At 52.6% G+C, this 23,627-nt stretch carries 20 protein-coding genes; 12 read left to right on the top strand and 8 right to left on the bottom strand.

Annotated elements, in window-relative coordinates; genetic code table 11:
- Position 1: 1 nt before the first annotated feature.
- Positions 2–760, top strand: a complete 759-nt coding sequence (rsmJ, locus tag OOJ59_RS07295; RefSeq protein WP_110496579.1) for a 16S rRNA (guanine(1516)-N(2))-methyltransferase RsmJ — start codon at positions 2–4, stop codon at positions 758–760.
- Positions 761–851: 91 nt separating this feature from the next.
- On the opposite strand, the gene OOJ59_RS07300 is transcribed toward rsmJ, so the two are convergent.
- On the bottom strand, positions 852–2,051 hold the full coding sequence (locus OOJ59_RS07300; protein ID WP_087857172.1) for an NAD(P)/FAD-dependent oxidoreductase: 1,200 nt from the start codon (positions 2,049–2,051) through the stop codon (positions 852–854).
- A 232-nt stretch (positions 2,052–2,283) separates the two neighbouring features.
- Here OOJ59_RS07300 and OOJ59_RS07305 point away from each other — a divergent pair, with 232 nt between their 5' ends.
- On the top strand, positions 2,284–2,787 hold the full coding sequence (locus tag OOJ59_RS07305) for an RrF2 family transcriptional regulator (RefSeq protein ID WP_087857171.1): 504 nt from the start codon (positions 2,284–2,286) through the stop codon (positions 2,785–2,787).
- Between the two features lie 85 nt (positions 2,788–2,872).
- Here OOJ59_RS07305 and dtpB read toward each other — a convergent pair whose 3' ends face one another.
- Positions 2,873–4,345: a dipeptide/tripeptide permease DtpB gene (gene dtpB / locus OOJ59_RS07310; RefSeq protein ID WP_038635084.1), complete on the bottom strand. Its 1,473-nt coding sequence runs from the start codon at positions 4,343–4,345 to the stop codon at positions 2,873–2,875.
- A 281-nt stretch (positions 4,346–4,626) separates the two neighbouring features.
- Positions 4,627–5,064 (bottom strand): universal stress protein UspA, encoded by a 438-nt coding sequence (uspA, locus tag OOJ59_RS07315; RefSeq protein ID WP_003023368.1) that lies wholly within the window; start codon positions 5,062–5,064, stop codon positions 4,627–4,629.
- A gap of 392 nt (positions 5,065–5,456) precedes the next feature.
- On the opposite strand from uspA, the gene uspB reads away from it, so the two are divergent.
- Positions 5,457–5,792 carry a universal stress protein UspB gene (gene uspB, locus OOJ59_RS07320; RefSeq protein ID WP_003023371.1) on the top strand — a complete coding sequence of 112 codons (336 nt, stop codon included), beginning with the start codon at positions 5,457–5,459 and terminating at the stop codon, positions 5,790–5,792.
- Between the two features lie 65 nt (positions 5,793–5,857).
- Here uspB and pitA read toward each other — a convergent pair whose 3' ends face one another.
- Positions 5,858–7,357 (bottom strand): inorganic phosphate transporter PitA, encoded by a 1,500-nt coding sequence (pitA, locus tag OOJ59_RS07325; RefSeq protein ID WP_038635082.1) that lies wholly within the window; start codon positions 7,355–7,357, stop codon positions 5,858–5,860.
- Between the two features lie 229 nt (positions 7,358–7,586).
- Here pitA and OOJ59_RS07330 point away from each other — a divergent pair, with 229 nt between their 5' ends.
- Together OOJ59_RS07330 and OOJ59_RS07335 are read left to right on the top strand one after the other, a co-directional pair.
- Positions 7,587–8,783, top strand: coding sequence for an NAD(P)/FAD-dependent oxidoreductase (locus OOJ59_RS07330; RefSeq protein WP_160955349.1), 1,197 nt, complete (start codon positions 7,587–7,589; stop codon positions 8,781–8,783).
- Positions 8,784–8,890: 107 nt separating this feature from the next.
- Entirely contained in the window at positions 8,891–9,562 is a 672-nt protein-coding gene (locus tag OOJ59_RS07335) for a FadR/GntR family transcriptional regulator (protein WP_160955348.1), read from the top strand.
- A gap of 10 nt (positions 9,563–9,572) precedes the next feature.
- Here OOJ59_RS07335 and OOJ59_RS07340 read toward each other — a convergent pair whose 3' ends face one another.
- The 4 genes from OOJ59_RS07340 to OOJ59_RS07355 form a co-directional block, all read right to left on the bottom strand.
- The gene (locus tag OOJ59_RS07340) at positions 9,573–11,045 is read right to left on the bottom strand and encodes a fructuronate reductase (RefSeq protein WP_159121641.1); all 1,473 of its coding nucleotides are present in this window, start codon (positions 11,043–11,045) and stop codon (positions 9,573–9,575) included.
- A gap of 104 nt (positions 11,046–11,149) precedes the next feature.
- Positions 11,150–12,334 (bottom strand): mannonate dehydratase, encoded by a 1,185-nt coding sequence (gene uxuA, locus OOJ59_RS07345; RefSeq protein WP_150345531.1) that lies wholly within the window; start codon positions 12,332–12,334, stop codon positions 11,150–11,152.
- Between the two features lie 20 nt (positions 12,335–12,354).
- Positions 12,355–13,380: a zinc-binding dehydrogenase gene (locus tag OOJ59_RS07350; protein ID WP_038635069.1), complete on the bottom strand. Its 1,026-nt coding sequence runs from the start codon at positions 13,378–13,380 to the stop codon at positions 12,355–12,357.
- Positions 13,352–14,641 (bottom strand): MFS transporter, encoded by a 1,290-nt coding sequence (locus OOJ59_RS07355; protein ID WP_038635066.1) that lies wholly within the window; start codon positions 14,639–14,641, stop codon positions 13,352–13,354. Before OOJ59_RS07355 ends, OOJ59_RS07350 begins: the two co-directional genes overlap by 29 nt.
- Positions 14,642–15,204: 563 nt before the next feature.
- Here OOJ59_RS07355 and OOJ59_RS07360 point away from each other — a divergent pair.
- From OOJ59_RS07360 to OOJ59_RS07390, 7 genes are read left to right on the top strand one after another with little or no spacing between them, the layout of a single operon-like run.
- Complete coding sequence (locus tag OOJ59_RS07360; RefSeq protein ID WP_160955347.1) at positions 15,205–16,680, top strand: MFS transporter; 1,476 nt, start codon at positions 15,205–15,207, stop codon at positions 16,678–16,680.
- On the top strand, positions 16,677–18,221 hold the full coding sequence (locus OOJ59_RS07365) for an FGGY family carbohydrate kinase (RefSeq protein ID WP_160955346.1): 1,545 nt from the start codon (positions 16,677–16,679) through the stop codon (positions 18,219–18,221). Before OOJ59_RS07360 ends, OOJ59_RS07365 begins: the two co-directional genes overlap by 4 nt.
- The gene (locus OOJ59_RS07370; RefSeq protein WP_160955345.1) at positions 18,218–19,897 is read left to right on the top strand and encodes a glycerol-3-phosphate dehydrogenase/oxidase; all 1,680 of its coding nucleotides are present in this window, start codon (positions 18,218–18,220) and stop codon (positions 19,895–19,897) included. Before OOJ59_RS07365 ends, OOJ59_RS07370 begins: the two co-directional genes overlap by 4 nt.
- On the top strand, positions 19,894–21,453 hold the full coding sequence (locus OOJ59_RS07375; RefSeq protein ID WP_121529662.1) for an FAD-binding oxidoreductase: 1,560 nt from the start codon (positions 19,894–19,896) through the stop codon (positions 21,451–21,453). The genes OOJ59_RS07370 and OOJ59_RS07375 overlap by 4 nt, the downstream gene beginning before the upstream one ends.
- Positions 21,450–22,025 carry a glycerol-3-phosphate responsive antiterminator gene (locus OOJ59_RS07380; RefSeq protein WP_042311797.1) on the top strand — a complete coding sequence of 192 codons (576 nt, stop codon included), beginning with the start codon at positions 21,450–21,452 and terminating at the stop codon, positions 22,023–22,025. Before OOJ59_RS07375 ends, OOJ59_RS07380 begins: the two co-directional genes overlap by 4 nt.
- 17 nt (positions 22,026–22,042) lie before the next feature.
- Positions 22,043–22,357, top strand: a complete 315-nt coding sequence (locus OOJ59_RS07385; protein WP_038635050.1) for a putative quinol monooxygenase — start codon at positions 22,043–22,045, stop codon at positions 22,355–22,357.
- A 33-nt stretch (positions 22,358–22,390) separates the two neighbouring features.
- Positions 22,391–23,557, top strand: coding sequence for an iron-containing alcohol dehydrogenase (locus OOJ59_RS07390; protein ID WP_160955344.1), 1,167 nt, complete (start codon positions 22,391–22,393; stop codon positions 23,555–23,557).
- Positions 23,558–23,627: the final 70 nt, after the last annotated feature.

The following is a 23,627-nucleotide window of genomic DNA, read 5'->3' on the forward strand; positions in this document are numbered from 1 at the left end:
CGTGAAAATTTGTTTACTGGATGAAACGGGCGCCGGAGACGGCGCCTTATCTGTTCTGGCCGCCCGCTGGGGGCTGGAGCATGATGAAGACAGCCTGATGGCGCTGGTGATGACGCCGGAACATCTGGAATTGCGTAAGCGAGACGAACCGAAACTCGGCGGCATCTTCGTCGATTTTGTCGGCGGGGCAATGGCGCACCGGCGCAAGTTTGGTGGCGGTCGCGGCGAAGCGGTGGCGAAAGCCGTCGGCATTAAAGGCGATTATTTGCCGGACGTGGTCGATGCCACTGCCGGGCTGGGGCGCGATGCGTTTGTGCTGGCCTCCGTCGGCTGCCGTGTGCGGATGCTGGAACGCAATCCGGTGGTCGCCGCGTTACTCGATGACGGCCTGGCGCGCGGCTATGCCGATGCGGAAATTGGCGGCTGGCTTCAGGAACGTTTACAGCTGATTCATGCCTCGAGTCTGACAGCGTTAACCGATATTACCCCACGCCCGCAGGTGGTGTACCTCGATCCGATGTTCCCGCATAAGCAAAAAAGCGCGCTGGTAAAGAAAGAGATGCGCGTGTTTCAGTCGCTGGTGGGGCCGGATCTCGACGCTGACGGCTTGCTGGAACCGGCGCGTCAGCTAGCGACTAAACGTGTGGTAGTGAAACGCCCGGACTACGCGCCGCCGCTGGCTGACGTGGCCACGCCTAACGCGGTGGTGACCAAAGGGCATCGGTTTGATATTTATGCCGGAACCCCTCTGACGGAGTAACGGATTGCCCGATGGCGCTACGCTTATCGGGCCTACGATTCTCAATTATTTGTAGGCCGGATAAGGCGGTTGCCGCACCCGGCATTACGGCTTAAACAAACGGCGCCAGCGGGTCCGCAATCTCAAACGCCGCTTCGCGCTCCGCCTTCGGCGGGTAAATCAGCTCGCTGACAATCGATAACTTCAGCTTTTTCGCCTCTTCACGCGTCAGTTTCACCTGCTGATCCCATCCTTCGGTGTATACCGCCCCCCACGCGCCGAGATCCAGACAGGTGACATACATCTCCTGACGATACGGCAGCGGCGCGACGTTCAGCAGACTCGCCGCCGCGTTATTACCGGCAAATTTCCCCAGCAGAATGGCGTGCTGGCATGTCATCAGCGCATGATTGCCTTTGTCATCGGTAGCCGCATAGGCGACGTCGCCGGTGGCGTAGATATCCTCATGACCCAGTACCTGGAGGTTCTTGTTCACATGCAGGCGTCCCTGACGATCGCGTGGGGCGTTAATCTGTGCGGTCAGGTCGCTCGCCTGGACGCCGACGGTCCAGATCACCGTTTGTGAAGCGATAACCTGCCCATCTTTCAGCGTTACGCCAGCCGCGTCGACGCTCTCTACTTCCGCGTTGACCAGCCACTCCACGCCCAGCTCGGCGGAAGCGTCGATAATCACATCGCGCAGCGCCTGACTCCAGCGTCCGCCCGGTTGTGCACTGCGTTCAACTACGACTACTCTGGTCTTAGCATCAGCCCCTAAAATTTCGCGCAGACGGCCGGGTAATTCCAGCGCCATCTCAATTCCGGTAAAGCCGCCGCCGCAAACTACCACGGTATTGCGGGCCTCACTCTCCGGCTGTAAGGCCAGATCTTTAATGTGCTGCTCAAGCACCGCGGCGCTCTCCAGTTGGTCGAGATCAAAGGCGTGTTCGGCGGCACCGGAAACGGCGTCGCGGTTAACGTGGCTACCGCTGGCCAGTACCAGGCGGTCATAGCGATGCAGATGGTTTTCTCCGTTGGTATCTTGCCAGCTAACTTCGCGGGATCCTGGCAGAATCTGTTCTACATGCCCTTGTAAAAAGTGTATGCCAGTGACCTCGAACAGCGGCTGTAGCGGAGCGACCAACGTTTGAACGGCATTTTCATAAAAGCGTGGACGCACGCGCAGCTCGGGCTGCGGTGCAATCACAGTGATATCAATATGTTGCTGATTTTTATCCGCTAAACGCGCGGCGCTCAGCGCTGCCCACATCCCGGCAAAGCCGGCGCCCACGATCAGAATTTGTTTTTGCATGATGCTTATCTCACTGGTGACTCCGATTTATTTACTCGGATTTTATTGGTCGTAGTTATAGATTGCAATGAGATTTCAGTCCTGTCGCGGATTGAGTCCGGCACTTTGTTATTATCTTTATGATAAATATAGTTTTTAATTTTAATCTATTTGCAGGTGTTATCCGGTATCTGGAATGCGTGATGCGAAAAAGCTACAATATACTCAGATTCTTTTTGGCTGAGATAAGAGCATGGCATTTTACAGTTCCGGGGTTGAGTACGGCATCCATAGCCTGATGTGTATGGTGGACAGCAAAGGCGACGCACGTGATATGAGCGTGCGCGAAATCGCCGAGCTGCAGCGCGTACCGTATGACTATCTGGCCAAAATCTTTACCCGTCTGTCGAAGGCCGGGCTGGTACGGAGCAGCGAAGGGAAGGGCGGCGGTTTCCAACTGGCGAAACCGGCGGAGGAGATCACCGTGCTGGACGTGGCCAACGCCATTGACGGCGATAAACGCATCTTTGAGTGCCGCGAGATCCGTCAGCGGCTGGCGGTATTTGAGGAGCATCCACCGCAGTGGGCCTGTGAAGGCATTTGCGGTGTGCGTTCGGTGATGGATATGGCGCAGCAGCGAATGGAAGAAGCGCTCGGCCAGCATACGATTCTGGACCTGGCGCGCAAAATGTACCGCAAAGCACCGGACACCTTTGTGGTGGAAGTGCAGGAGTGGATAGACGCGCGCAAAGGGTAGTGAGTGAAAATGCCCTATAGCGCGAGGTAATCGGGCTTGTTGAATGTAGGCCGGATAAGGCGGTAGCCGCATCCGGCACTGAGTATTACTGTTCGGTACTTGGCGTATTAATCATTCGGTTCAGCCATGGCACCATAATCGCCATCACTACCGTTACCGCCAGCGTCACCAGGCCTATCTTACTGAAGACATTGGTATAGATAGGCAGCGTTTGCAGTGGGTCGGTGATGTTTTCCGGTACTGCGGTGAACGTCGCGACATAACCTCCCATCAGGAAAGCGGCGGCCTGGGTCAGGAACCACATCCCAAGAATGAAGCCCATCAGGTGCTGCGGTACCAGCGCGGCGACCATCGCCAGTCCCAGGGCGCTAATCAGCAGTTCACCCAGACTCTGGAACAGATACACCAGCACGATAAACCACGGCGACGTCAGTCCCTGCGCATCGGCAAACCACATTCCGGCAGCAGCGGCGGTCAGGAAACCCAGCGAGCACAGGAACATACCGAGCGTAAACTTCATCGGCATGGTCAGATCTTTGCCTTTGTTTCCCAGACGGGTATAAATTGCGGCCAGTACCGGGCTTGCCACTACCACCCAGAACGGGTTCAGCGCCTGGAAGCTTACCGGGTTGATGGCGAAACCAAGAATTTCATGGTGTACGTTATTGATAGCAAAGAAGTTAAGTGACGTTGGCATCTGTGCGTACAGCACATAGAACACTACCGCTTCCAGCATCAGGATAAAAGCCACGAACATTTTGTTGCGCCCGGTTTTATCCAGTTTGAAGGCCTGGCGGAAGAAGATGATCGTCACGGCAATCGACAGGACAATCAGCACCAGGTTGGCAATCTTCACGTTATGCATCAGCCAGGCGCAGATAAATATCGTCACTACCGTACCGGCCAGCACGCAGAATAGATTACGGAAATTCAGCGGCTTATGATCTGGCTCAGAACCGATATTCTTCACCATCCCACGGCAGGCAAAGTAGACCAGCAGCGCGACGATAAGCCCGGCCCCGCACAGGTTGTAGGTCACCGCGTAGCCAAACTTATCGGCAATCACCGGCGCCAGCGACAGCGACAGCAGCGAACCGATGTTAATCGACATATAAAACAGGGTGAAAGCGCCATCCAGTCGGGCGTCTTTCGGTGGATAGCATTTTGACAGCAGGCTTGCCGGGTTGGCTTTAAATAACCCGTTACCCACGGCAATGGTACCCAAAGCAATAAAGATCAGATCGGGCTTGAGCAGCGACATCCCGGTCATGAAGTAGCCGATCGCCAGCACAATCGCACCGAGTACCAGCGTGCGCTTGGTCCCTAACAGGTGGTCGCCGACGTAGCCGCCGATCGAGATCAGGCCGTAGACCAGTGCGGCAAAAGCACCAAAGGTGACGAATGCCTGTTCCTGAGAAAAACCGAGTTGCTTAACAAAAAATACCGCCAGGATGCCCTGAACGCCGTAATAGCCAAATCGTTCCCATAATTCCACAAAGAAGATCATGAAGAACGGACGAGGTTGCTGCAGCAAGCCCGTAGGTGCAGTTTTATTCATATTCCATCGCCTTTCAAAGCCATCCCGAAAAGTATGAACGCGTATACTTAAACGCGCCGAAAAAGTCTTATTTTGTTATAGACTGCGGCGATTAGCCGTGCGGGTAGAGTATTATACAGATAGTTTTCGATCCAATTAGTTGATCACACTAATTATGATTTATTTGTTGGGTTGATGTACTAATTGTGTCCGAATGATAAAAACAAAAACGCCCGCGCGGGCGGGCGTTTACAGGCTTTACTGTTTGCTGCGGGACGGGTTATCTCCCGGCGGCAAGCATTTTATGCTTCTTCGTCGTCACGCAACGGAACAATCAGCATGTCGACGTGGACGGTGTTGATCAGTTGACGTGCGGAGGACATCAGTTTGCTCCAGAAATCCTGGTGGTGACCACAAACGACCAGATCCATGTCGTATTTTTTGATGGCATCAACCAGAACCTGGCCCAGGTCGCCGCTACCGCTCAGGGTTTCGGTGATAGGGTAGCCTGCATTGGTGGACAGCTCGGTTAACGCGTGGTGGGTTTCTTCAGAAATACGTTTCTGCATGTCGCCCAGATTCACGTCGATTAGCCCGGTGTACAGGTCGGAATAGTTTACGTCAACGTGGATAAGGGAGACTTTAGCATTGTAAGGCCGCGCCATAGAGACCGCTTTTTCAACCAGAACTTTGCTTTCCGGAGAAAGATCAACCGCGATAAGAATGTGTTTATAAGCCATAGTGTTACTCCTTCCATAAGTTGTCGATGACTAGCCTGCTGGCGTTTATTTGCCGCCGCGTCATTCGCGTCCTGCGAACCTTATGCGCGGGGCTAGCCCAGTCGTAAAAACGTACCATATAAGGACTATCCTTACATTATAGCGACCAGGATAATCCGTCAATCCGCCTTGCTTGCCAAGCAGTTAAACAAATTTTTTAGTTAATTGCATTGATAGCGATTAACCTTCTGGCAAAAAAATTAACTAATCTCCTACACTATTTAGAGAGGCGCTCGGATGCTTGATACTAACACGAGCGGTTTCGGTAGCACTCTTCACTGAATGATTGGTAGGGTATCGGGGAGCGGTAGTCCCGGAAAGGAGTTCCGTGGGCGGGTCGCCGGGGAGGAGATATGATAAGCACCATTGCGTTGTTCTGGGCTTTGTGTGTCGTTTGCATTGTTAATATGGCGCGCTATTTTTCTTCGTTACGCGCACTGTTAGTGGTACTTCGTGGTTGCGATCCATTACTTTACCAGTATGTCGATGGTGGGGGATTTTTTACCTCGCATGGGCAACCCAACAAGCAGATGCGTCTGGTGTGGTATATCTACGCTCAGCGTTACCGCGATCACCATGATGATGAATTTATTCGCCGCTGTGAGCGGGTTCGCGGCCAGTTCATTCTTACCAGCGCGTTATGCGGACTGGTGCTAATCAGCATGGTTGCGCTGATTATCTGGCACTGATTACCAACGACAGATACAAAAAAAGCGGGTCAGTTTCCTGACCCGCTTTTTTACCGTGCATCCGCTTAGATAAGCTTCAGGGAGAGCCAGTACAGCACCCCGGAAAGAATAATCGCCGCCGGCAGGGTGAAGACCCAGGCCATCAGAATGCTGGTTACCGTCTTACGCTGTAAACCGCCACCATCAACAACCATCGTTCCCGCAACGGAAGAGGAGAGAACGTGAGTGGTGGAAACGGGCATACCGGTGTAGCTGGCAAGACCGATAGAGACTGCGGCGGTCATCTGCGCCGACATCCCCTGGGCATAGGTCATGCCTTTCTTACCGATTTTCTCACCAATGGTGGTGGCTACGCGACGCCAGCCAATCATCGTACCAATACCCAGCGCCAGTGCGACGGCCATAATGATCCAGATAGGCGCGTACTCAATGGTGCTCAGCATGTCAGCTTTCAGTTTTTTCAGCAGACGTTGATCGTCAGCGCTTACGCCAGGCAATTTCACCACTTTATCCGTGGTATCAGAGATACACAGCATAATACGGCGCAGCTGGCCACGCTGTTCAACGCTTAACTTGTCGTAGGTTTCCAGATTCGCCAGCATACCTTTCGCACGCTCAAGCGCGTTGATGGTATTCGCTGGGTGGCAATGGAACTCTGTCGATGCCGTTGTGACCGTTTCCGTCGGGGACGGAATCAACTGGTCTACGCCAGTCGCCTGTTTGAGCAGGTCTGGGCGTTGCTGGAAGAAGACTTCGACGTTATTGATAGCATCGCGGGTACGGGTAATTTCGTAACCGGAAGCATTCATATTCACCACGAAGCCTGCAGGCGCTACGCCAATCAGCACCAGCATCACCAGACCAATGCCTTTCTGGCCATCGTTCGCGCCGTGAGAAAACGCCACGCCGATAGCGGAGAGGATCAGTGCGATACGCGTCCAGAACGGCGGCTTTTTCTTGCCATCTTTCTTTTCACGTTCTGCCGGTGTCAGGTGGATACGGGCACGTTTTTTCGTACCACTCCAGTAGCGACGCAGAATGAATATAAGGCCGCCAGCAACCACCAGACCGACAATCGGCGAGATGATTAGCGAGGCAAAAATACCCATCACTTTCGGGATGTTAAGTGCGTCCACCACCGAGGTGCCGTTCATCAACGCATTGGTTAAACCAATACCGATAATCGCGCCAATCAGCGTGTGGGAGCTGGATGCAGGTAAACCAAAGTACCAGGTACCCAGGTTCCAGATAATTGCCGCCAACAGCATGGAGAACACCATGGCGAGGCCATGTGACGATCCCATATTTAGCAGCAGATCCGTTGGCAGCATATGCACGATGGCATACGCTACGCTGAGACCACCCAGCAAAACACCAAAGAAGTTGAACAACGCAGCCATGACCACCGCCAATTGCGAACGCATTGCACGGGTATAGATCACGGTTGCGACAGCATTGGCTGTGTCATGGAAGCCGTTAATTGCTTCATAGAACAGCACGAAAGCCAGAGCAAGCAATAGTAAAAGCCCGGTATGTAAATCCAGGCCAGCAAACAAATGTAGCATAGGACGTTACGCCATTTTGAGGACATGAACGCGGCGCATTATCAGTGACTTTGGCGGCGCGGGCAAAGTGAAATATAGAGTTTTTTTGATTTGTCTCCTGCTTTGTTTTACACCACTAAAGAATTATCCTATATATTTCAGATAAATACCCTTTATCGGTAGTTTGGTGCTGGTGCGACCACTGAGGAATCTTTACAATTCACCCCCGCTTTTTAGAGAGGATCGCAACGTGGAAAGGTTTGATACCGTTATTATAGGCGCTGGCGCAGCGGGTATGTTTTGTGCCGCGCAGGCAGGACAAGCAGGTAGCCGGGTACTGCTGATTGATAATGGTAAAAAGCCGGGACGCAAGATCCTCATGTCTGGCGGGGGACGCTGCAACTTTACCAACCTTTATGTCGAACCTGCCGCGTATTTGAGTCAAAACCCGCATTTTTGCAAATCGGCGCTGGCGCGTTATACGCAGTGGGATTTTATCGATCTGGTGGGCAAGCACGGCATCGCCTGGCACGAAAAAACGTTGGGTCAGCTGTTCTGCGACGATTCCGCCCAGCAAATTGTCGATATGCTGGTGGACGAGTGTGAAAAAGGTCACGTAACTATGCGGTTACGTAGCGAAGTCCTCAGCGTTGAGCGCGAGGGGGAAGATTTCATCCTGGCGCTGAACGGCATGACGGTCGGCACGAAAAAGCTGGTTATCGCCTCTGGTGGTCTTTCGATGCCGGGTCTGGGCGCGACGCCGTTTGGCTATAAAATTGCCGAACAATTCGGTCTGAACGTGTTGCCGACGCGCGCAGGTCTGGTGCCTTTCACCTTACACAAGCCGCTGCTGGAGCAGCTTCAGGTGCTCTCTGGCGTATCCGTTTCCTCCGTTATCACCGCCGAGGACGGCACCGTATTTCGTGAAAACCTGCTCTTTACGCACCGCGGGCTTTCTGGTCCGGCCGTGCTGCAGATTTCCAGTTTTTGGCAGCCAGGTGAATTTGTCAGCATTAATTTGTTGCCGGATGTTGACCTTGCGAACTTCCTGGATGAACAGCGCAGCGCCCACCCTAATCAGAGCTTAAAGAATACGCTTGCTATGCAGTTGCCAAAACGCCTGGTGGAATGTTTACAGCAGTTAGGGCAAATCCCGGATGTCTCGCTGAAACAGCTTAACGTGCGCGATCAGCAAACGCTGGTGGAGACCCTGACCGAGTGGCGGGTGCAGCCGAACGGTACGGAAGGGTATCGTACTGCTGAAGTCACGCTGGGCGGCGTGGATACCAACGAGCTGTCATCGCGCACGATGGAAGCCCGTAAAGTGCCAGGACTCTATTTTATTGGTGAAGTGATGGACGTCACCGGCTGGCTGGGTGGATACAACTTCCAGTGGGCATGGTCGAGCGCCTGGGCGTGCGCGCAGGATTTGGTCTCTGGTGAGTGAATTTGTTTACCGCTGTTACAAGGAACTGACTCAGGCATGCGTTTCTTAACTCCGGGAATGATAAGATAATCAGTTAAAAATCGCACAGATAAGAGAACGGGAGGCACATGGTTATTCCTGAGGTAAAACAGGAGCGGCTCTATCAAAAGATAGCCAATCTCATCATTAAGCTCATCAACGATAGTATTTTTCCGCCAGGAAGCTTCTTGCCCCCTGAACGTGAACTGGCGAAGCAACTTGGCGTGAGTCGCGCATCGCTCAGAGAAGCGCTGATTGTGCTGGAGATCTCAGGATGGATCACCATCCAGTCCGGTAATGGCGTTATTGTTACTGATAAAAAGCATTCCGCCAGTGATTATACGGTTGAAGAAATACTCTATTCGCGAGAGTTGGTTGACAGTCATTGCGCGCGTCTTGCTGCAGAAGCAGGCAAAGATGAACTTATTAGTCAGCTTGAAGCGCTGCAACTCAGCATGGAAAAAGCCATTAGTGAAAACAATGTCCATGGCTTTTACTCCCTCGATAAGCAGTTCCATTTAACGGTATCTGAAGCCAGCCAGAACCGCGTACTGCTTGATATGTCGCGAATGCTGTGGGAACAACGCGTTAACATCCCGTATGCCGGACTGGACAAGCGTTCCGGCAATCGGGATGTATTAACCAGCATGAATACTCAGCATAAAGCGATTGTGGATGCGATCCGCCAGGCTGATGCTGACGGTGCTTACCAAAAATCACTGGAACATCTGGCTTATGTCAGACAGATCGTGGGTCTTTGAAGTAAAATATTTAATGATTTAGAGCGGCTACCGCTGCACGTGCTCCTACGCTGTGCAATTGCTGACAGGCAGCGGTTACGCGTTTGATAAAGTCTGTGTTATCGCTCAAATCCGTCCCAAAAATGGTGTCGATTGTCAGCAGCGCCCGCACACGTTCTTCAGGTGACAGATATTGCTGATTTATCGCCTGATACCGTGCCGCCAGAGGGTCCACCACATCAATCGGATTGTTTTTTTCATCCACACCGCTGACGTAGCGCATCCAGGCTGCGACACCCAGAGCCAGATGACGGTAATCTTCCCCTCGTGCCAGATGCAGCCGAATGGGATCCAGCAAACGCTGCGGTAATTTCTGGCTGCCATCCATCGCAATTTGCCAGGTTCGGTGCTTCAGTGCTGGATTAGTAAAGCGCGCGATAAGCAATTCCGCATAACCTGCCAGGTCTGTACCTTCAGGCATCGACAGCGTTGGGGCCTGTTCGTCAAGCATTAACGCCAGCGCAGCGTTGCGATACGCCGGGTTTGTCATCGTATCGGCAATCGTCTCATAGCCGCCCAGATAACCGAGGTAGGCGAGGAATGAGTGACTGCCGTTGAGCATACGCAGTTTCATCATTTCAAACGGCACCACATCTTCCACAAACTGTGCGCCCGCGCGATCCCAGTCCGGACGTCCATTAACAAAGTTATCTTCGATAACCCACTGGCGGAATGGCTCGCAGGCAATGGCACAGGGATCGTAAACGCCAAGCTGTTCGGCGATTTGCCCTAACGTCTCTTCTGTTGCTGCTGGAACGATGCGGTCTACCATTGTGCATGGGAACGTTGCCTGTTCGGCAATCCACTCAGCCAGGTGCGGATCGCGCTCGGCGGCCAAACCCAGGACAGCGGTTTTTGCGACATGGCCATTTTCCCGCACGTTATCGCAGGACAGCACAGTAAAAGCGTTCAATCCCTGCTGGCGGCGTAGCGCGAGGGCTTCAACGATATAACCAATTGCTGATTTGGGGGACTGTGGGTGGGCAATGTCGTGCTGGATAAACGGATGATTCAGATCCAGCTCGCCGCTGGCGGCATCTGTGCAATATCCTTTTTCGGTGATGGTCAGCGAAACGATGGCAGTTTCTGGACGTGCCATTGCGTGGATAATGGCTTCACAACCGTCAAATTCAGGATGCAGCGCTTCTTTCATCGAGCCAATGATTTTAAGCTCTGTCGTTTGTGCGCCGCGTTCGGCAACGGTGTACAGCAGATCCTGCGCCTTCAGGTTTTGAATCAGTGTGGCATCGTTTCCGGGCATCAGGTTGACCTCACATATGCCCCAGTCGCTGTCACTGCTTTCCAGCAAATGATGTGTATAGAGTGCCTGATGGGCGCGGTGAAAAGCGCCGCAACCAAGATGCACGATGCGCGAAACGAGGCGTGAACGATCCCTGCGTGGGCGTGGGGTGGAAATCTGTGCAGTGGCGAGATTATTGTCCATGACAAACTCCTGTCATTGATGATCTTCTTTGATAATGCGCTATCAAAGACTGGTGCTGACTGAAAGTGAAAACCGCATGGCGGGGATACCATGCGGCAATGTGGTTACTGACTGAAGAAGGCGCGCTGGATAGCCAGTTCAACGCCGCGTACTTCAGCCAGGCCCTTAAGGCGACCAATAGCGGAATACCCTGGGTTAGTTTTCTTTTTCAGGTCATCAAGCATTTGATGACCATGGTCGGGTCGCATGGGGATAAGTGAGGCGTTGCCTTCAGCTTTACGCCGCTGTTCTTCTTCGACTATCGCTTTCACTACGCTGTACATATCGACATCACCGGAGAGATGCGCTGCCTCATGGAAGGTTTTGGGATTCTCTTCGCGTTGTGTGGAACGCAGGTGCGTAAAGTAAATTCGCGGACCGAACTGTTTGATCATCTCAACCAGATCGTTGTCTGCGCGGACGCCGTAAGATCCGGTACACATCGTAAAGCCGTTGGCCGCACTGTTTACGGTATCCACCATCCACTGCATATCTTCTATAGTAGAAACGATGCGCGGCAGGCCAAGAATCGGGCGCGGTGGATCGTCAGGATGAACCGCCATTCGTACTCCTACCTCTTCAGCGACTGGGATAATGGCTTTCAGGAACCAGGCGAAATTTTCCCGTAGGACCGCTTTGTCGATATCTTTATAGGTTGCAAGGTGGCTACGGAATTGGTCCAGCGTATATCCTTCCTCGGCACCTGGCAGACCGGCAATGATATTGCGCGTCAGCCGGGCTTTGTCCTCTTCGCTCATATCCGCAAAACGCTGGTGAGCCTGGGCAATTTCCTCCGCGTTGTAGTCCGCTTCCGCACCAGGGCGCTTGAGGATATGCAATTCAAATGCGGCAAACTCAATCTGGTCAAAGCGCAGAGCCTTTGAACCGTCGGGTAGCACATACTCCAGGTCGGTACGGGTCCAGTCCAGAACCGGCATGAAGTTGTAGCACACAGTAAAGATGCCGCATTGGGCGAGATTGCGCAGCGTCTGCTGGTAATTCTTGATCCACAGATCGTACTGGCCCGTGTGGGTCTTGATGTCTTCATGGATCGGCACGCTTTCCACGACCGACCAGACCAGACCGGCTTTTTCTACGATCTCTTTGCGTTTGAGAATTTCTTCTACGGACCAGACTTCACCGTTTGGAATATGGTGCAGCGCAGTTACCACACCCGTTGCACCAGCTTGACGAACATCGGACAACGATACGGGATCGTTTGGGCCATACCAACGCCAGGTTTGTTCCATCGCTTTATCTCCTGGAAAAATTAATGAAAGGTCGCATTGATCTTCAGATAGCGTTCCGGGTATTGATCAAGTTCCTTCACGGCGTCAGGCACATCATCAATATTCACTACCTTGCTGACGACATCCGCGGGATTAATGTTCAGCGTGGCCAGCATTTGTAACGCCTCTTCGAATTCACCTGCACTGGTACGCGATCCGCGCAGATCCAGTTCCTTAAACGTGATCAGGTTAGTGGGTAACGATGTCTCCTGTTTTGGCCAGCCGGTGAAAGCAATACGACCTGCAAATGACGCAAGATCCAGAGTTTCGCGAATTGCACTGTTGGCGCCAGATGCTTCGACTACAACCTGCGCCATCGTCCCCTGCGTGATCTCTTTGATCGCCTCAATTACCCGGATGTTCGACGGATTGATGACGTAAGGCACTCCCAGTGATTTTGCGTACTGAAGTCGTTCGTCCACGATATCGATCAGAATGGGTGTCGCACCGTAGCGCAATGCGCTCAGTGCCGCCATCAGGCCAATCGCACCGGCACCAATAATGGCGATATGCTCTCCGGCCGTCAGTTTGGCGCGATGTAGCGCATGCAGTGCGATAGTCAGTGGTTCAGCTAACGGAGCCATCTCTGAGGCGACATCATCAGGGATTTTGTGAATTAAATGTGCGGGGTGAGCAACCACCTCCTGCATTGCGCCATCAATATGCACACCAATTACTTTTAGATTTTCACAACAATTTGTTCTGCCTACTGAGCAAGGGTAGCAATGACCACAATAAATATAAGGATCAACAATAACGCGATCACCTTCTTTAATATTTGCTGGCATGCCCTTGCCTTGTTGAATAACAATGCCTGTGACTTCATGTCCAATAATACGTGGATAGGTTACTAATGGGTTAGTACCACGAAATGCACCAATATCAGAGCCACATATCCCAGCAGCATCAACTTTTATTAGTACTTCATTATCTTTCTTTTCCGGATAATCAACCCAACGGGTTTCAATTTCACCAGGTTTATTGATGTAAACAGCTTTGACTTTCATTTGTTTTTAATCCTTTATTTTTGACAAATACGAATACCAGACAGCTGGAAACAATCGCAATAGCCCCAGCCAGATAGAATGCGTAATCATATTTACCGCTAAACTGGACAATAAACCCGGTGACCAGAGGGCCAATAATTCCGGATATATTTGCCAGTCCATGCATGGCACCACCGACGCTGCCCACTTTATCTTTGTGCACGACATCCTGAATAACTGCCCAATATATAGGTCCAGTCAAATACAGCAGGAATAACGAGACTGACATCAGTCCAACGGCACTGCCGATAGTCGTAACCGTTCCTGAAACCGCCACACAGATCGCCGCGCCAGCCAGGCAAACACCGAGAATAAGACGGCGAGAAAGTAGGGCATTTCCTGTAATGCGATAGATAAAATCAGAACATACTCCGCCCAATACCATACCGATCGCGCCAATTACCCACGGGATGACGGTTGCAATACTAATTTCTTTAATATCAAGGTGTAGAGAGTGGTTAAGATAGCTTGGAAACCAGGTCAGAAAGAAAAAGAGTATGTAGTTATAACTGAAGAAGGCCAGTGTCGTTGCCCACACCATAGGCTGCTTCATGTAGTAACCGAGAGAAGGCATCGCTTTACCGTCATCCGCTAAAATGATGTCATCATGGTTTTCAAAATCGACACGTTCTTCCGGGGCGAGGTGTTTACTTTTTGAAGGTTTATCACTGGCAGTGAAATACCATAGTAATACCCAGACTAAACCGAACAGGAAAATGATACCGAATGCCGGACGCCAGCCTAATGAAAGCGCCAGCATGCCAACTACCGGACCAGAAATCGCGCCACCTAACGGTGAACCTGCGCTAAAAATACCAATCGCAGTTGCAGATTCCTTGCGTGAAATCCAGTTATTGATGATTTTATTTCCGGCCGCGCTGACCGGTCCTTCAGCCATGCCGAATAACACGCGAACAGCCAGCATAGTCCATAAGCCAGTAACCAGACTGGTCATCCCACAAAATAATGACCAGAGTAACGCGGCGACCAGAAATACTGTCTTGGGGCCAAATCTGTCACTGGCCCAGCCACCGATAAAGTTAAATAGAGCATAACCAACAAAGAATGCGCTGAATATCATACCCATCTCAGCAGCATTGAATCCTAATTCCTTTTCGATGAGTGGAGCGGTGATCGACAATGCTGAACGATCCATATAGTTAAGCATGTAAACTATAAAAAGAAGAAAAACGATAAGCCATCCCATTGTTTTTCTTTTCATGATATATCCTCTTATTGTGGTCTAGCGGCCTGACCACAATATTTAAAACCTATTTTAAGATCACCATTCTTTTGATGTTAATGTGATCAACATAACGAAAAATAAGTTTTTTAAATGATTAATATCAAATGTTTTTGCGGTTATCTATATGAATCTTAATGCTTTTATTTTTGGTGGTGGAGTTTAGAGTAAAAGCGGATTTCGTATTCAACACCCATTTTTGATGAATATTGAAATAACGTTGCACAGGAAGATCTGCGATCGTTCAGCGTAAATCAGCCACCAGCGCATCGACTACGTACACTCACAGCGGCGCTCCCATCCGCTGAGAACGGAAAAATGGCTCATGGCGACCTGTTTTTGTAATGATTTATTAACATGTGTGCTACAAGTCACAGAATCAACGATGAGGCAAAAAGTCGCTTTGACACGCTTTCCCTTACCTTCTAGAGTGGAAAAATACAGATTTTAGATAAGAGACTATCTGTGAAATTAAGATGGTCTCTTATTGCATTTTTTTAGCTAATGGCGACCTTCTTCCGAATATTATGAAGGGGAAAGCCATGTCCGCATGCTCATTCTCAAATCCGATAAAAATCCGTGGCGTTGATGATGTTATCAATTGCATCGACTCTCGCGGAAAAATCAGTGGCAGAGCCGGTGTTATTTGGTGGTTGGCATTAGGTGGCCTGTTCCTTGATGCTTTTTCAAATTCAGCTCTTAGTGCTGGATTAAATCCAATGACCCGCAATTTAAATCTGAGCGCAACTGAAGTTGCGTTACTTACCTCATTTTCATCGTGGGTTGCTATATTATTTAATCCCATTGGCGGCTGGATTGCCGATCGCTGGGGACGTGTACCACCGCTGATAATCGCCAAAATAATGGCGGTGATTGGTGCGCTGTTAGTGATGTCATCCTCCAGTTTCAGCACCATAATCGTGGGCCGCTTCTTTGTTGGCGTGTCTTACGGGATGGATTTTGCCGTGGCCATGGCGATGCTTGCAGAGTTCACGCCAGTGAAACTAAAAAGCCGTTTAAACACCTGGCAAGGGGTCTGGTATGTTGCGGTTTGTTTAAATCTGGCATTAGCGCTGATGTTTTATTCCTGGGATGTTGGGGATGCTATCTGGCGTTATTCTATTGCCGTGACAGCGTTATGTGGACTCATCGTACTTTTTTTCCAGTTCCGTTATTTAGTAGAAAGTCCGGTATGGTTGGCGAGAAAATCACGGCTTTCTGATGCTGTGATCGCTATGAATAAAATATACGGTGATAATTTTATTCTGGCGTCAAAAGCGGAGCAAAAACCTGTTATTGGGCAAGCAGAAAAAGGGGCGAGAAATGTACTGCTAATATTCCGTGGCGTATATTTACCGCGTACGATTCTGGCTTCTACGGTTCAGGTCTGCCAGTCAATCCAGTATTTTGGCGTCGGCTGGTATTTGCCGGTTATTAGTGCCGCGATGTTCGGTAAAAACTTTGTGTACGCAACCTTGTGTTCACTATTTTTTAACGTATTTGGTATTGTTGGTGGTTTCTTGTCTCCTGCAATCGGTCGTCGTCTTGGCTTGCGCCGCTCTTCGGCGATCGGTTTTGCCGTGGCTTTTCTCGTACTGCTCACGCTGGGACTGTTCAGCGACAGTATGCCGCTGTGGGCCTCTTTGCTGGTTCCCGCGTTGTTTATTCTTTGTCACTCAGGTGGACCCGGTGCAAACGGGAAAAGCCTTTCATCCCTCTCTTTTCGCAGTGAACTGCGGGCAGGCGCAAATGGCGTGGTCGGTGCGCTCGGGGCAATAGGTGCGGCGCTCGGTCTGTTTATCTTCCCCGTTTTCCGTGATCTCTACGGCTTGCAAACGACCTTCCTGATCATGTCCGCCGTGCCGTTGTTCGCCAGCATCGTCTGCTTTGTGATCCCATGGGATCCCACTCGCACCACGATTCAGCCGGATAACGAGCCTGGCGCCCCGCAGTTCGAATCACCCCATTCACACTATCCCGAGTCGATGGCCCCGGAATCAAACAGGAGTACGAAATGATTGAATATGAAGATGTCATTCTGGCTATTGATGAAGGTACATCAGGTACGCGTGCGGCAGTGGTGGGGCGAAATAGCCAGGTCCACTGTCTTGAATACCAGCCGCTTCAGGTCAGTAGCCAGCGCCATGGCGTTGTTGAACAAGATGCTGATGAAATTTTGCAGGCCACTATTACGGTGTGTCGTACAGCGATTGCCAATGCGCAGCACAGCAAGATGCGTATTGTGGCGCTGGCGATTGCGACGCAACGTTCAACGGCGGTGCTCTGGGATGCAATCACTGGCAAGGCGCTGGCGCCTGCGATGGTCTGGCAGGATGCGCGTTTTACGGATGAGCTGGCGCGACTTGCCCCCGAATGGGATGCGAAACTGCTGCCAGTAATTGGACGACCGGTTGGGATACGTTCACCTTACCTCTGGGCGTCATACCATATCGCCAATACACCGGCAGTGAAGAGGGCGCACCAGGCTGGAACCCTGGTTTTTGGCACCGTTGACAGTTGGTTGCTCTGGCATCTGGCGGAAGAAAAAAAATGTGTCACCACCCCCACCAACGCCACCTCTGCGGGCGCGTATTGCCTCAACGAGCATCAGTACCATTTGCCATGGCTGCAGACTCTGAAGTTCCCGACGTCATTGCTGCCTGAATTGCACGATGATACCGATGATTTTGGCTCTACGCGTGAAGATATCCTCGGGATCAGCGTCCCGATCCGGGCGTGTGCCGGGGATCAGTTTGCGGGGGCCATTGGGCTGGGTTGCACTGAGCGCGGGCAGGCGTTGTGTATGCATGGGACCGGCAGCTTTGTTGATTTAATGATGGGGCCGACGGTGCCGACATTGAAAAAAAGCTGTGAAAGTACGCTCTCCATGACCGCGCGCCGACAAAAAGGACGCTCGCACTTCTCTGTAGAAACATTCGTCCCGACGACCGGTTCGGCCCTGAACTGGGTGTGCGAAAAGCTGCGCTGGTTCGACTCACCCGAGCAAATCAGCGAGCTGGCTGCACAGGCTAATGATTCTGGCGGCGTGAGTTTCATTCCAGCATTAACGGGGCTGCGTGTTCCTCATTTGCAGCCGCATGCCCGCGCCTCGCTTAACGGTATTTCAATCTCGACCACACGTCCGCAGGTGGCCTACGCCATTCTGGAAGGCATTGCGCATTCGGTAGCCGCCTGTATGCGCGCCAATGAAGCGGCAACCGGCATCGCAACGCAAGAGCTGGTGGTAGGCGGCGGGTTGTCCAATAGCGACACGTTATTGCAAATCCAGGCCGATGTTAGCGGGATCCCCGTACGGCGGATGGCCGAAACGGCGAGGGCCAGCTTACGCGGCGCGGCGTTTCTGGCGGGAGCCGATGGGCTGCTGTGGGATTCGTTGTCTGATGCCTGCGCCACGCTGAAAACGGCGCGTCTGTTTGAACCCAAAATCAGTCATGACCTTCGCGAACAAAAAATCAACCGCTGGGAGATGCGTATTGCGCTCGAAATGGAAACCGCCAGCAGCCTCACTACCGCTAATCAGGAGCACGCCGACTCATGAAGTTTTTCCCTTCGCGAAAGCCAAACAAAACACGCAGTGATATGTACGGCGCCGAACCGTTGCGTCTTCAGCGTCCTGAGCAACTGGACCGACTGGAAAGCGAAACCTACGACATTCTGATTGTCGGCGGCGGAGTGACGGGGGCCTATGCGGCGCTGGATGCCAGCTTGCGCGGCTATCGGGTCGCGTTAATTGAGAAGAGTGATTTTGCCTCGGGGACGTCATCCAAGTCATCAAAAATGGTGCACGGCGGCCTGCGTTACATCGAGCAAGGGAACCTCGGACTGGTACGTCATTCTTTGCTCGAGCGCCAGCGCATGCGCCGCAATGCTCGCCATCTGGTGCAGCGGCTGCCCTTTTTATTTCCGGTACTCGATAAGAATGGCGTGTTTGATAAACGCATGTCCTCTGCGTTTGAAAGTCTGCTCTGGACCTACGATCTCGCCGGGGGATGGCGGGAAGGTATTCTTCACCAAAAATTAACCCCGGCGGAAGTGTTATCGCACTGCCCAACGCTGAAAGAAGAGCAACTCTCCGGCGGCTTTATGTATTTCGATGCCCGTGTTGATGACGCCAGGTTAACGCTGGCCCTGGTGCGGACGGCGGCGTTTCATGGAGCGACGGTAACAAACCATGCCGAAGTCATCGAAACCACACGCGACCAGCATGGCAAGGTCAATGGGGGCATCGTGTATGCCGATGGCAGGGAAATCCGGGTCAAAGCGCGGGTGGTCATTATGGCGACGGGTGTCTGGTTGCGTGACTGGAGTGGGCTGAAAAAAGGGGAATCATCGCCGCTGAATATCCGTCCGGCGAAGGGGGTTCATGTCGCCATCCCGTGGATGAAAATTCGCAATGATTGCACGGTGACCATTCCGGTGGCCGGACGCAGTCGGCGCGCGACCATTACGCGCTGGGGCAACGTCTCCTATCTGGGCACTACGGATGAAGACTATCAGGGCGATTTGAACGATGTTCACTGCAATCGCACTGAACTGGACTTTCTGCTGGAAGGCGCAAACTCGGCGCTGAAAACGGATCTGCGCCCGGAAGATGTGGTGGGAAGTATCGCTGGTTGCCGCCCGCTTGTCGGTACCGCGGGCGGCAAAACCGTTGAGATGAAGCGTAACCATGAGATCAGGGTTGCAGCGGACGGACTGATTACCATTGTCGGCGGCAAACTGACGACATCGCGCCACATGGCGGAAGAAACCATTGATGCGGCCAGCAAAATACTGGGCCGTAAAAAAGCCTGCTCAACGAAAACTGCGTATTTGCTGGGCGCGGCTGGCTATGACCCACAGGCCATTCTGGCCTCTGGCGGCCTGTCTGCGCATCTGGGCGAGCGCTATGGCACCGAAGCGCATTTTGTCAGTGACATTATTCAGGCCGATCCCTCGCGGGTTAAACCTATCGTGGAAGGGCTTCCCTACACCGAAGCGGAAGTGGTGTATGCCGTACGCCATGAGCTTGCCAGCACCGTTGATGATGTGCTGTCGCGTCGAATTCGCGCGCGCCTGATGGCACGCGATGCGTCAGCCACTGCCGCAGAACGCGTTGGGGAAATACTGCAACAAGAACTCCGGTTACAGCCTGAACAGGTGGCAAAACAGGTAGCCAGCTATCAGGCCGCGATTAAACATGAAAAATCAATGCTTATGGGGACATCAGAATGATCAGTAAAGAAGCGATTAAACGTGGTTATAACCGTGGAAACTATACCATTGGCGCACATACTCGCCCCGCATGGGCAACAGAGATCACCAGCAGCAATGGCGCAAGAGGAATGCAGGTAGATCCCGTTGCGATTAGCGAAGCGACGTTTGACCGGCTGCGGGTGATTGCTGATGAGGTGCTGACGTCGGAGTCCGATGTGATTACCTGGACCCGCGACTGGTGGGCCGGTTCAATGATTGCGGAAACCCAGGGCGCGCCTGCCACCTCAAAAGGCGTGATTGTACGCGTTTCTACCGTAGAACAGATTCAGGACGTAATGCGCCTCGCCAGTGAATCCGCTATTCCGGTTACAGTTTCTGCCGGGCGAAGTAACGTTACCGGAGCCGCATTGCCGCTGCGCGGAGGGATTGTGCTCGACGTTTGCGAACTCAACAAATTGCTCGATTTTGACCCACAAAGCCAGATTGTTGAGGTAGAAGCCGGCATGTTTGGCGATATTTTCGAGCAAACTATCCAAAAAGAGTATGGCATGACCATGGGGCACTGGCCGTCATCGTTTGGGATCAGTACCGTCGGCGGTTGGGTCGCCTGTCGCGGTGCGGGACAGCTTTCTACCCGCTACGGAAAAATTGAAGATATGGTTTTTGGCATGGATGTGGTGCTGGCCGATGGGCGCTTAATCACCGTTGGCGGTTATGCACGCAGCGCTATCGGACCTGATTTACAGCAAATGTTTATCGGTTCGGAAGGTACGCTGGGCGTGATAGTACGTGTGCGTTTGAAGCTACATCGTCTGCCGGATTATGGCCGCGCTATCGCCTGGGGTTTTTCCAGCTTCGCCAGTGGGCTGGAGGCGTGTCGCGAAATCTTACAGCATGGCGCTAATCCAGCGGCACTGCGCTTGTACGATAACCTGGAAAGCGGCGTGCAGTTTGGCCTGCCCGAGACCAACGTCCTGTTGATTGCGGATGAGGGAGAACCCGACATTGTCGACGCGGTGCTGGCGATCAGTGAACGTATTTGTCAGCAGAGCGGAGAAGAACTTGACGGTGAATCCATCTTTGAGCGCTGGCTGGATACCCGGTATCTGACGGGAAAAAGCGCCGAAGGCTTTAAGAAAAGCCCCGGCCTGGTGGCGGATACGCTGGAAATGGTGGGGCGTTGGCGCGATCTCAGCGCGGTTTATGATGATGTGGTGGCAGCGATCAACGCCGTACCGGGCACGCTGGCGGGGTCAGCGCATCAGTCCCATGCCTACGTCGACGGCGCATGTCTTTACTTCTCACTGCGTGGCGATGTGCCCGTCGAGCAGCGTGCGGCCTGGTATCGTGCGGCATGGGACGCGGCAAATGCGGTGCTGATTAAACACAAGACTTCCCTTAGCCATCACCATGGCGTCGGGCTGCTCCGTTCCCCCTACATGCAGGCTTCTTTAGGTGAATCGCTGTCGGTTCTGGCTGATATTAAAAAAGCGCTGGATCCGCAAAATATCCTTAACCCGGGCAAGCTGGGCTTAAGCGCTCAGCTTTACGCACATCAGGCAGGTCAATCATGATAAAAAACCTTGGCGTGCTCCTGGCACGCCAGCCCGTCATCATGGCGATTTACGGCATTGAGCAACTGAAAACCGCACTGTCCAGCAAAGCTGAAGTCTGCATCATTGCCAATATCGATCTGATTAAGCTCCAGCCGGTGATCGAACTGCTGTCGAAGGCGGGAAAGTACGTCATCGTGAATATCGACAGTTGTAATGGGCTGTCCCAGGATAAAGGCGGCATTGATTATGTGGCCGAAACGGGGGCGATGGGGTTGCTTTCCACGCGTCTGCAAACCGTACAGCGCGCGAAAAAATGCGGGTTGATCACCATGCAGAAAATCTTCGTCACCGACCGCTCGACCTGGCTACGCAGCCTGAAAGCCGTGGAGCAAAGCGAACCCGATTATGTGCAACTGATGCCTGCGCAGATGCTGCCGTTGCTGCCGCAGGCCGATCGTAATGTGTTGCCGCCGATTGTGGCCTCCGGGTTTGTCTGCAATGAGGAACATGCCCGGACGGCGCTGTTGCACGGCGCGATAGCTGTATCAAGCAGCGACAGCGCGTTATGGGATGTGAATTTGCTACGTTAAACCACCGGGAGCCAAAAATGGAAAACACGCAGCTGTTTGTCGTTGCACATTATTTTGCCCAACCGACGATGGGTCACAAAGTTAACGACGCGCTCAGAATGCTGGCAGAGGCAACGCGTCAGGAGCCTGAAAATATATCGTATGAGTTTTTCCGCTCCACGGAAGACGGCGATCGCTTTGTGATTCTTGAAACCTATCGTTGCGCAGAGGGGCTCGAACTTCATCGGAAAACGGAACATTTTCAACGAATTGGCACTGGCATTATTGCCCCGATGCTGGAGCGTAAAGAGGTGAAAAGCTTTCACATTCCTCCTGATGAACCGCATTGCTAAAAGCTGTCCATTTTTACTGCAAGGAATACCTCAATGAAAAATGTCATGAAGGATTTTGCGTTTACGACGGTAGCGGAAATCATCGTCGAGTGGGCGGGTGCGTCACGGTTAGGGGAGATTCTTCAGCAACGGTTTAGCGCACGTCGTGTATTGCTGGTGACCGATCCCGGTCTGGTCAAGGCTGGGGTTTTGCCACCGGTTCTGCACAGTCTGTACAACGCAGGGTTTCAGGTGACGCTGTATGATCGGGTCCAACCCGATCCACACGAGCGCCTCGTTCGCGAAGCTTTACAGGTTGCCCGCGATGGTAACTGCGAAATGGTTATTGGTCTGGGCGGCGGCTCTTCGCTCGATGTCGCAAAGCTGGTGGCTGTATTAATCAACTCTGAACAAGACCTGCCGGAGCTTTACGGCATCGACAAGGTCGCCGGGAAACGTCTACCGCTGGTTAACATTCCCACCACCGCCGGCACCGGGTCTGAAGTCACCAATATTGCAATTTTGACGACCAACGATGACAGCAAAATGGGCATTGTCTCCCCGCAACTGTATGGCGATTTGGTGCTATTGGATGCGCAACTGACCCTGGGACTTCCTCCTGTCCATACTGCCGCCGCCGGGATAGATGCGATGGTGCATGCGATTGAGGCCTATACCGGCAAGCATAAGAAAAACCCACTCTCGGACGCGCTGGCCCGCGAAGCGTTACGTTTAATCAGTCGCCAACTGGTGACCGCATGCCGTGACGGGCACAACCGTGAAGCGCGAGAAAATGTGCTGCTGGGCGCGATGCTGGCGGGACAGGCTTTTGCTAACTCTCCGGTGGCGGCGGTGCATGCACTGGCTTATCCCTTGGGTGCCAGACACCATATCCCGCACGGCTTGTCGAATGCGCTAATGTTGGTTCCGGTGCTGCAGTTTAACGTGGCGGTAACGGCCCCACTTTATGCCGAGCTGGCTCCCGTCATTGGGGCACAGGTGACAGGAAACGTGGATATCGATGCCCAGTCGTTTATTGCCGGGATGGTAAGCATTATTGCGGCAACCGGGGCGCCCAACAGGCTGCGTGACGTTGGTGTTCCCGCAGACGGTCTGGCGATATTGGCGCAGGATGCCATGCAGCAGACCCGCTTGCTGGGCAATAATCCCGTTACACTTAATGAAGATGATGCGTTGCGGCTTTACCAGCAGGCTTATTAAACCCAGAACGTGTCCGGTGAGCGGATCACTGGACATGCTTGGTCGGCGGCGATATCCCCACTACAACCGA

Origin of the sequence: Citrobacter sp. W9 (assembly GCF_026719375.1) — a bacterium.
Classification (GTDB): Bacteria; Pseudomonadota; Gammaproteobacteria; order Enterobacterales; family Enterobacteriaceae; genus Citrobacter; species Citrobacter werkmanii.

Excerpts from the sequence above, each read along its gene's own strand:
- uspB (WP_003023371.1), top strand. The coding sequence starts at position 5,457 with ATGATAAGCACCATTGCGTTGTTCTGGGCTTTGTGTGTCGTTTGCATT.
- OOJ59_RS07360 (WP_160955347.1), top strand. The coding sequence starts at position 15,205 with ATGTCCGCATGCTCATTCTCAAATCCGATAAAAATCCGTGGCGTTGAT.
- OOJ59_RS07385 (WP_038635050.1), top strand. The coding sequence starts at position 22,043 with ATGGAAAACACGCAGCTGTTTGTCGTTGCACATTATTTTGCCCAACCG.
- OOJ59_RS07375 (WP_121529662.1), top strand. The coding sequence starts at position 19,894 with ATGATCAGTAAAGAAGCGATTAAACGTGGTTATAACCGTGGAAACTAT.
- OOJ59_RS07340 (WP_159121641.1), bottom strand. The coding sequence starts at position 11,045 with ATGGACAATAATCTCGCCACTGCACAGATTTCCACCCCACGCCCACGC.
- dtpB (WP_038635084.1), bottom strand. The coding sequence starts at position 4,345 with ATGAATAAAACTGCACCTACGGGCTTGCTGCAGCAACCTCGTCCGTTC.
- OOJ59_RS07305 (WP_087857171.1), top strand. The coding sequence starts at position 2,284 with ATGGCATTTTACAGTTCCGGGGTTGAGTACGGCATCCATAGCCTGATG.
- OOJ59_RS07380 (WP_042311797.1), top strand. The coding sequence starts at position 21,450 with ATGATAAAAAACCTTGGCGTGCTCCTGGCACGCCAGCCCGTCATCATG.
- OOJ59_RS07335 (WP_160955348.1), top strand. The coding sequence starts at position 8,891 with ATGGTTATTCCTGAGGTAAAACAGGAGCGGCTCTATCAAAAGATAGCC.
- OOJ59_RS07300 (WP_087857172.1), bottom strand. The coding sequence starts at position 2,051 with ATGCAAAAACAAATTCTGATCGTGGGCGCCGGCTTTGCCGGGATGTGG.
- OOJ59_RS07355 (WP_038635066.1), bottom strand. The coding sequence starts at position 14,641 with ATGAAAAGAAAAACAATGGGATGGCTTATCGTTTTTCTTCTTTTTATA.
- uxuA (WP_150345531.1), bottom strand. The coding sequence starts at position 12,334 with ATGGAACAAACCTGGCGTTGGTATGGCCCAAACGATCCCGTATCGTTG.
- OOJ59_RS07390 (WP_160955344.1), top strand. The coding sequence starts at position 22,391 with ATGAAAAATGTCATGAAGGATTTTGCGTTTACGACGGTAGCGGAAATC.
- OOJ59_RS07365 (WP_160955346.1), top strand. The coding sequence starts at position 16,677 with ATGATTGAATATGAAGATGTCATTCTGGCTATTGATGAAGGTACATCA.
- OOJ59_RS07350 (WP_038635069.1), bottom strand. The coding sequence starts at position 13,380 with ATGAAAGTCAAAGCTGTTTACATCAATAAACCTGGTGAAATTGAAACC.
- OOJ59_RS07370 (WP_160955345.1), top strand. The coding sequence starts at position 18,218 with ATGAAGTTTTTCCCTTCGCGAAAGCCAAACAAAACACGCAGTGATATG.
- uspA (WP_003023368.1), bottom strand. The coding sequence starts at position 5,064 with ATGGCTTATAAACACATTCTTATCGCGGTTGATCTTTCTCCGGAAAGC.
- pitA (WP_038635082.1), bottom strand. The coding sequence starts at position 7,357 with ATGCTACATTTGTTTGCTGGCCTGGATTTACATACCGGGCTTTTACTA.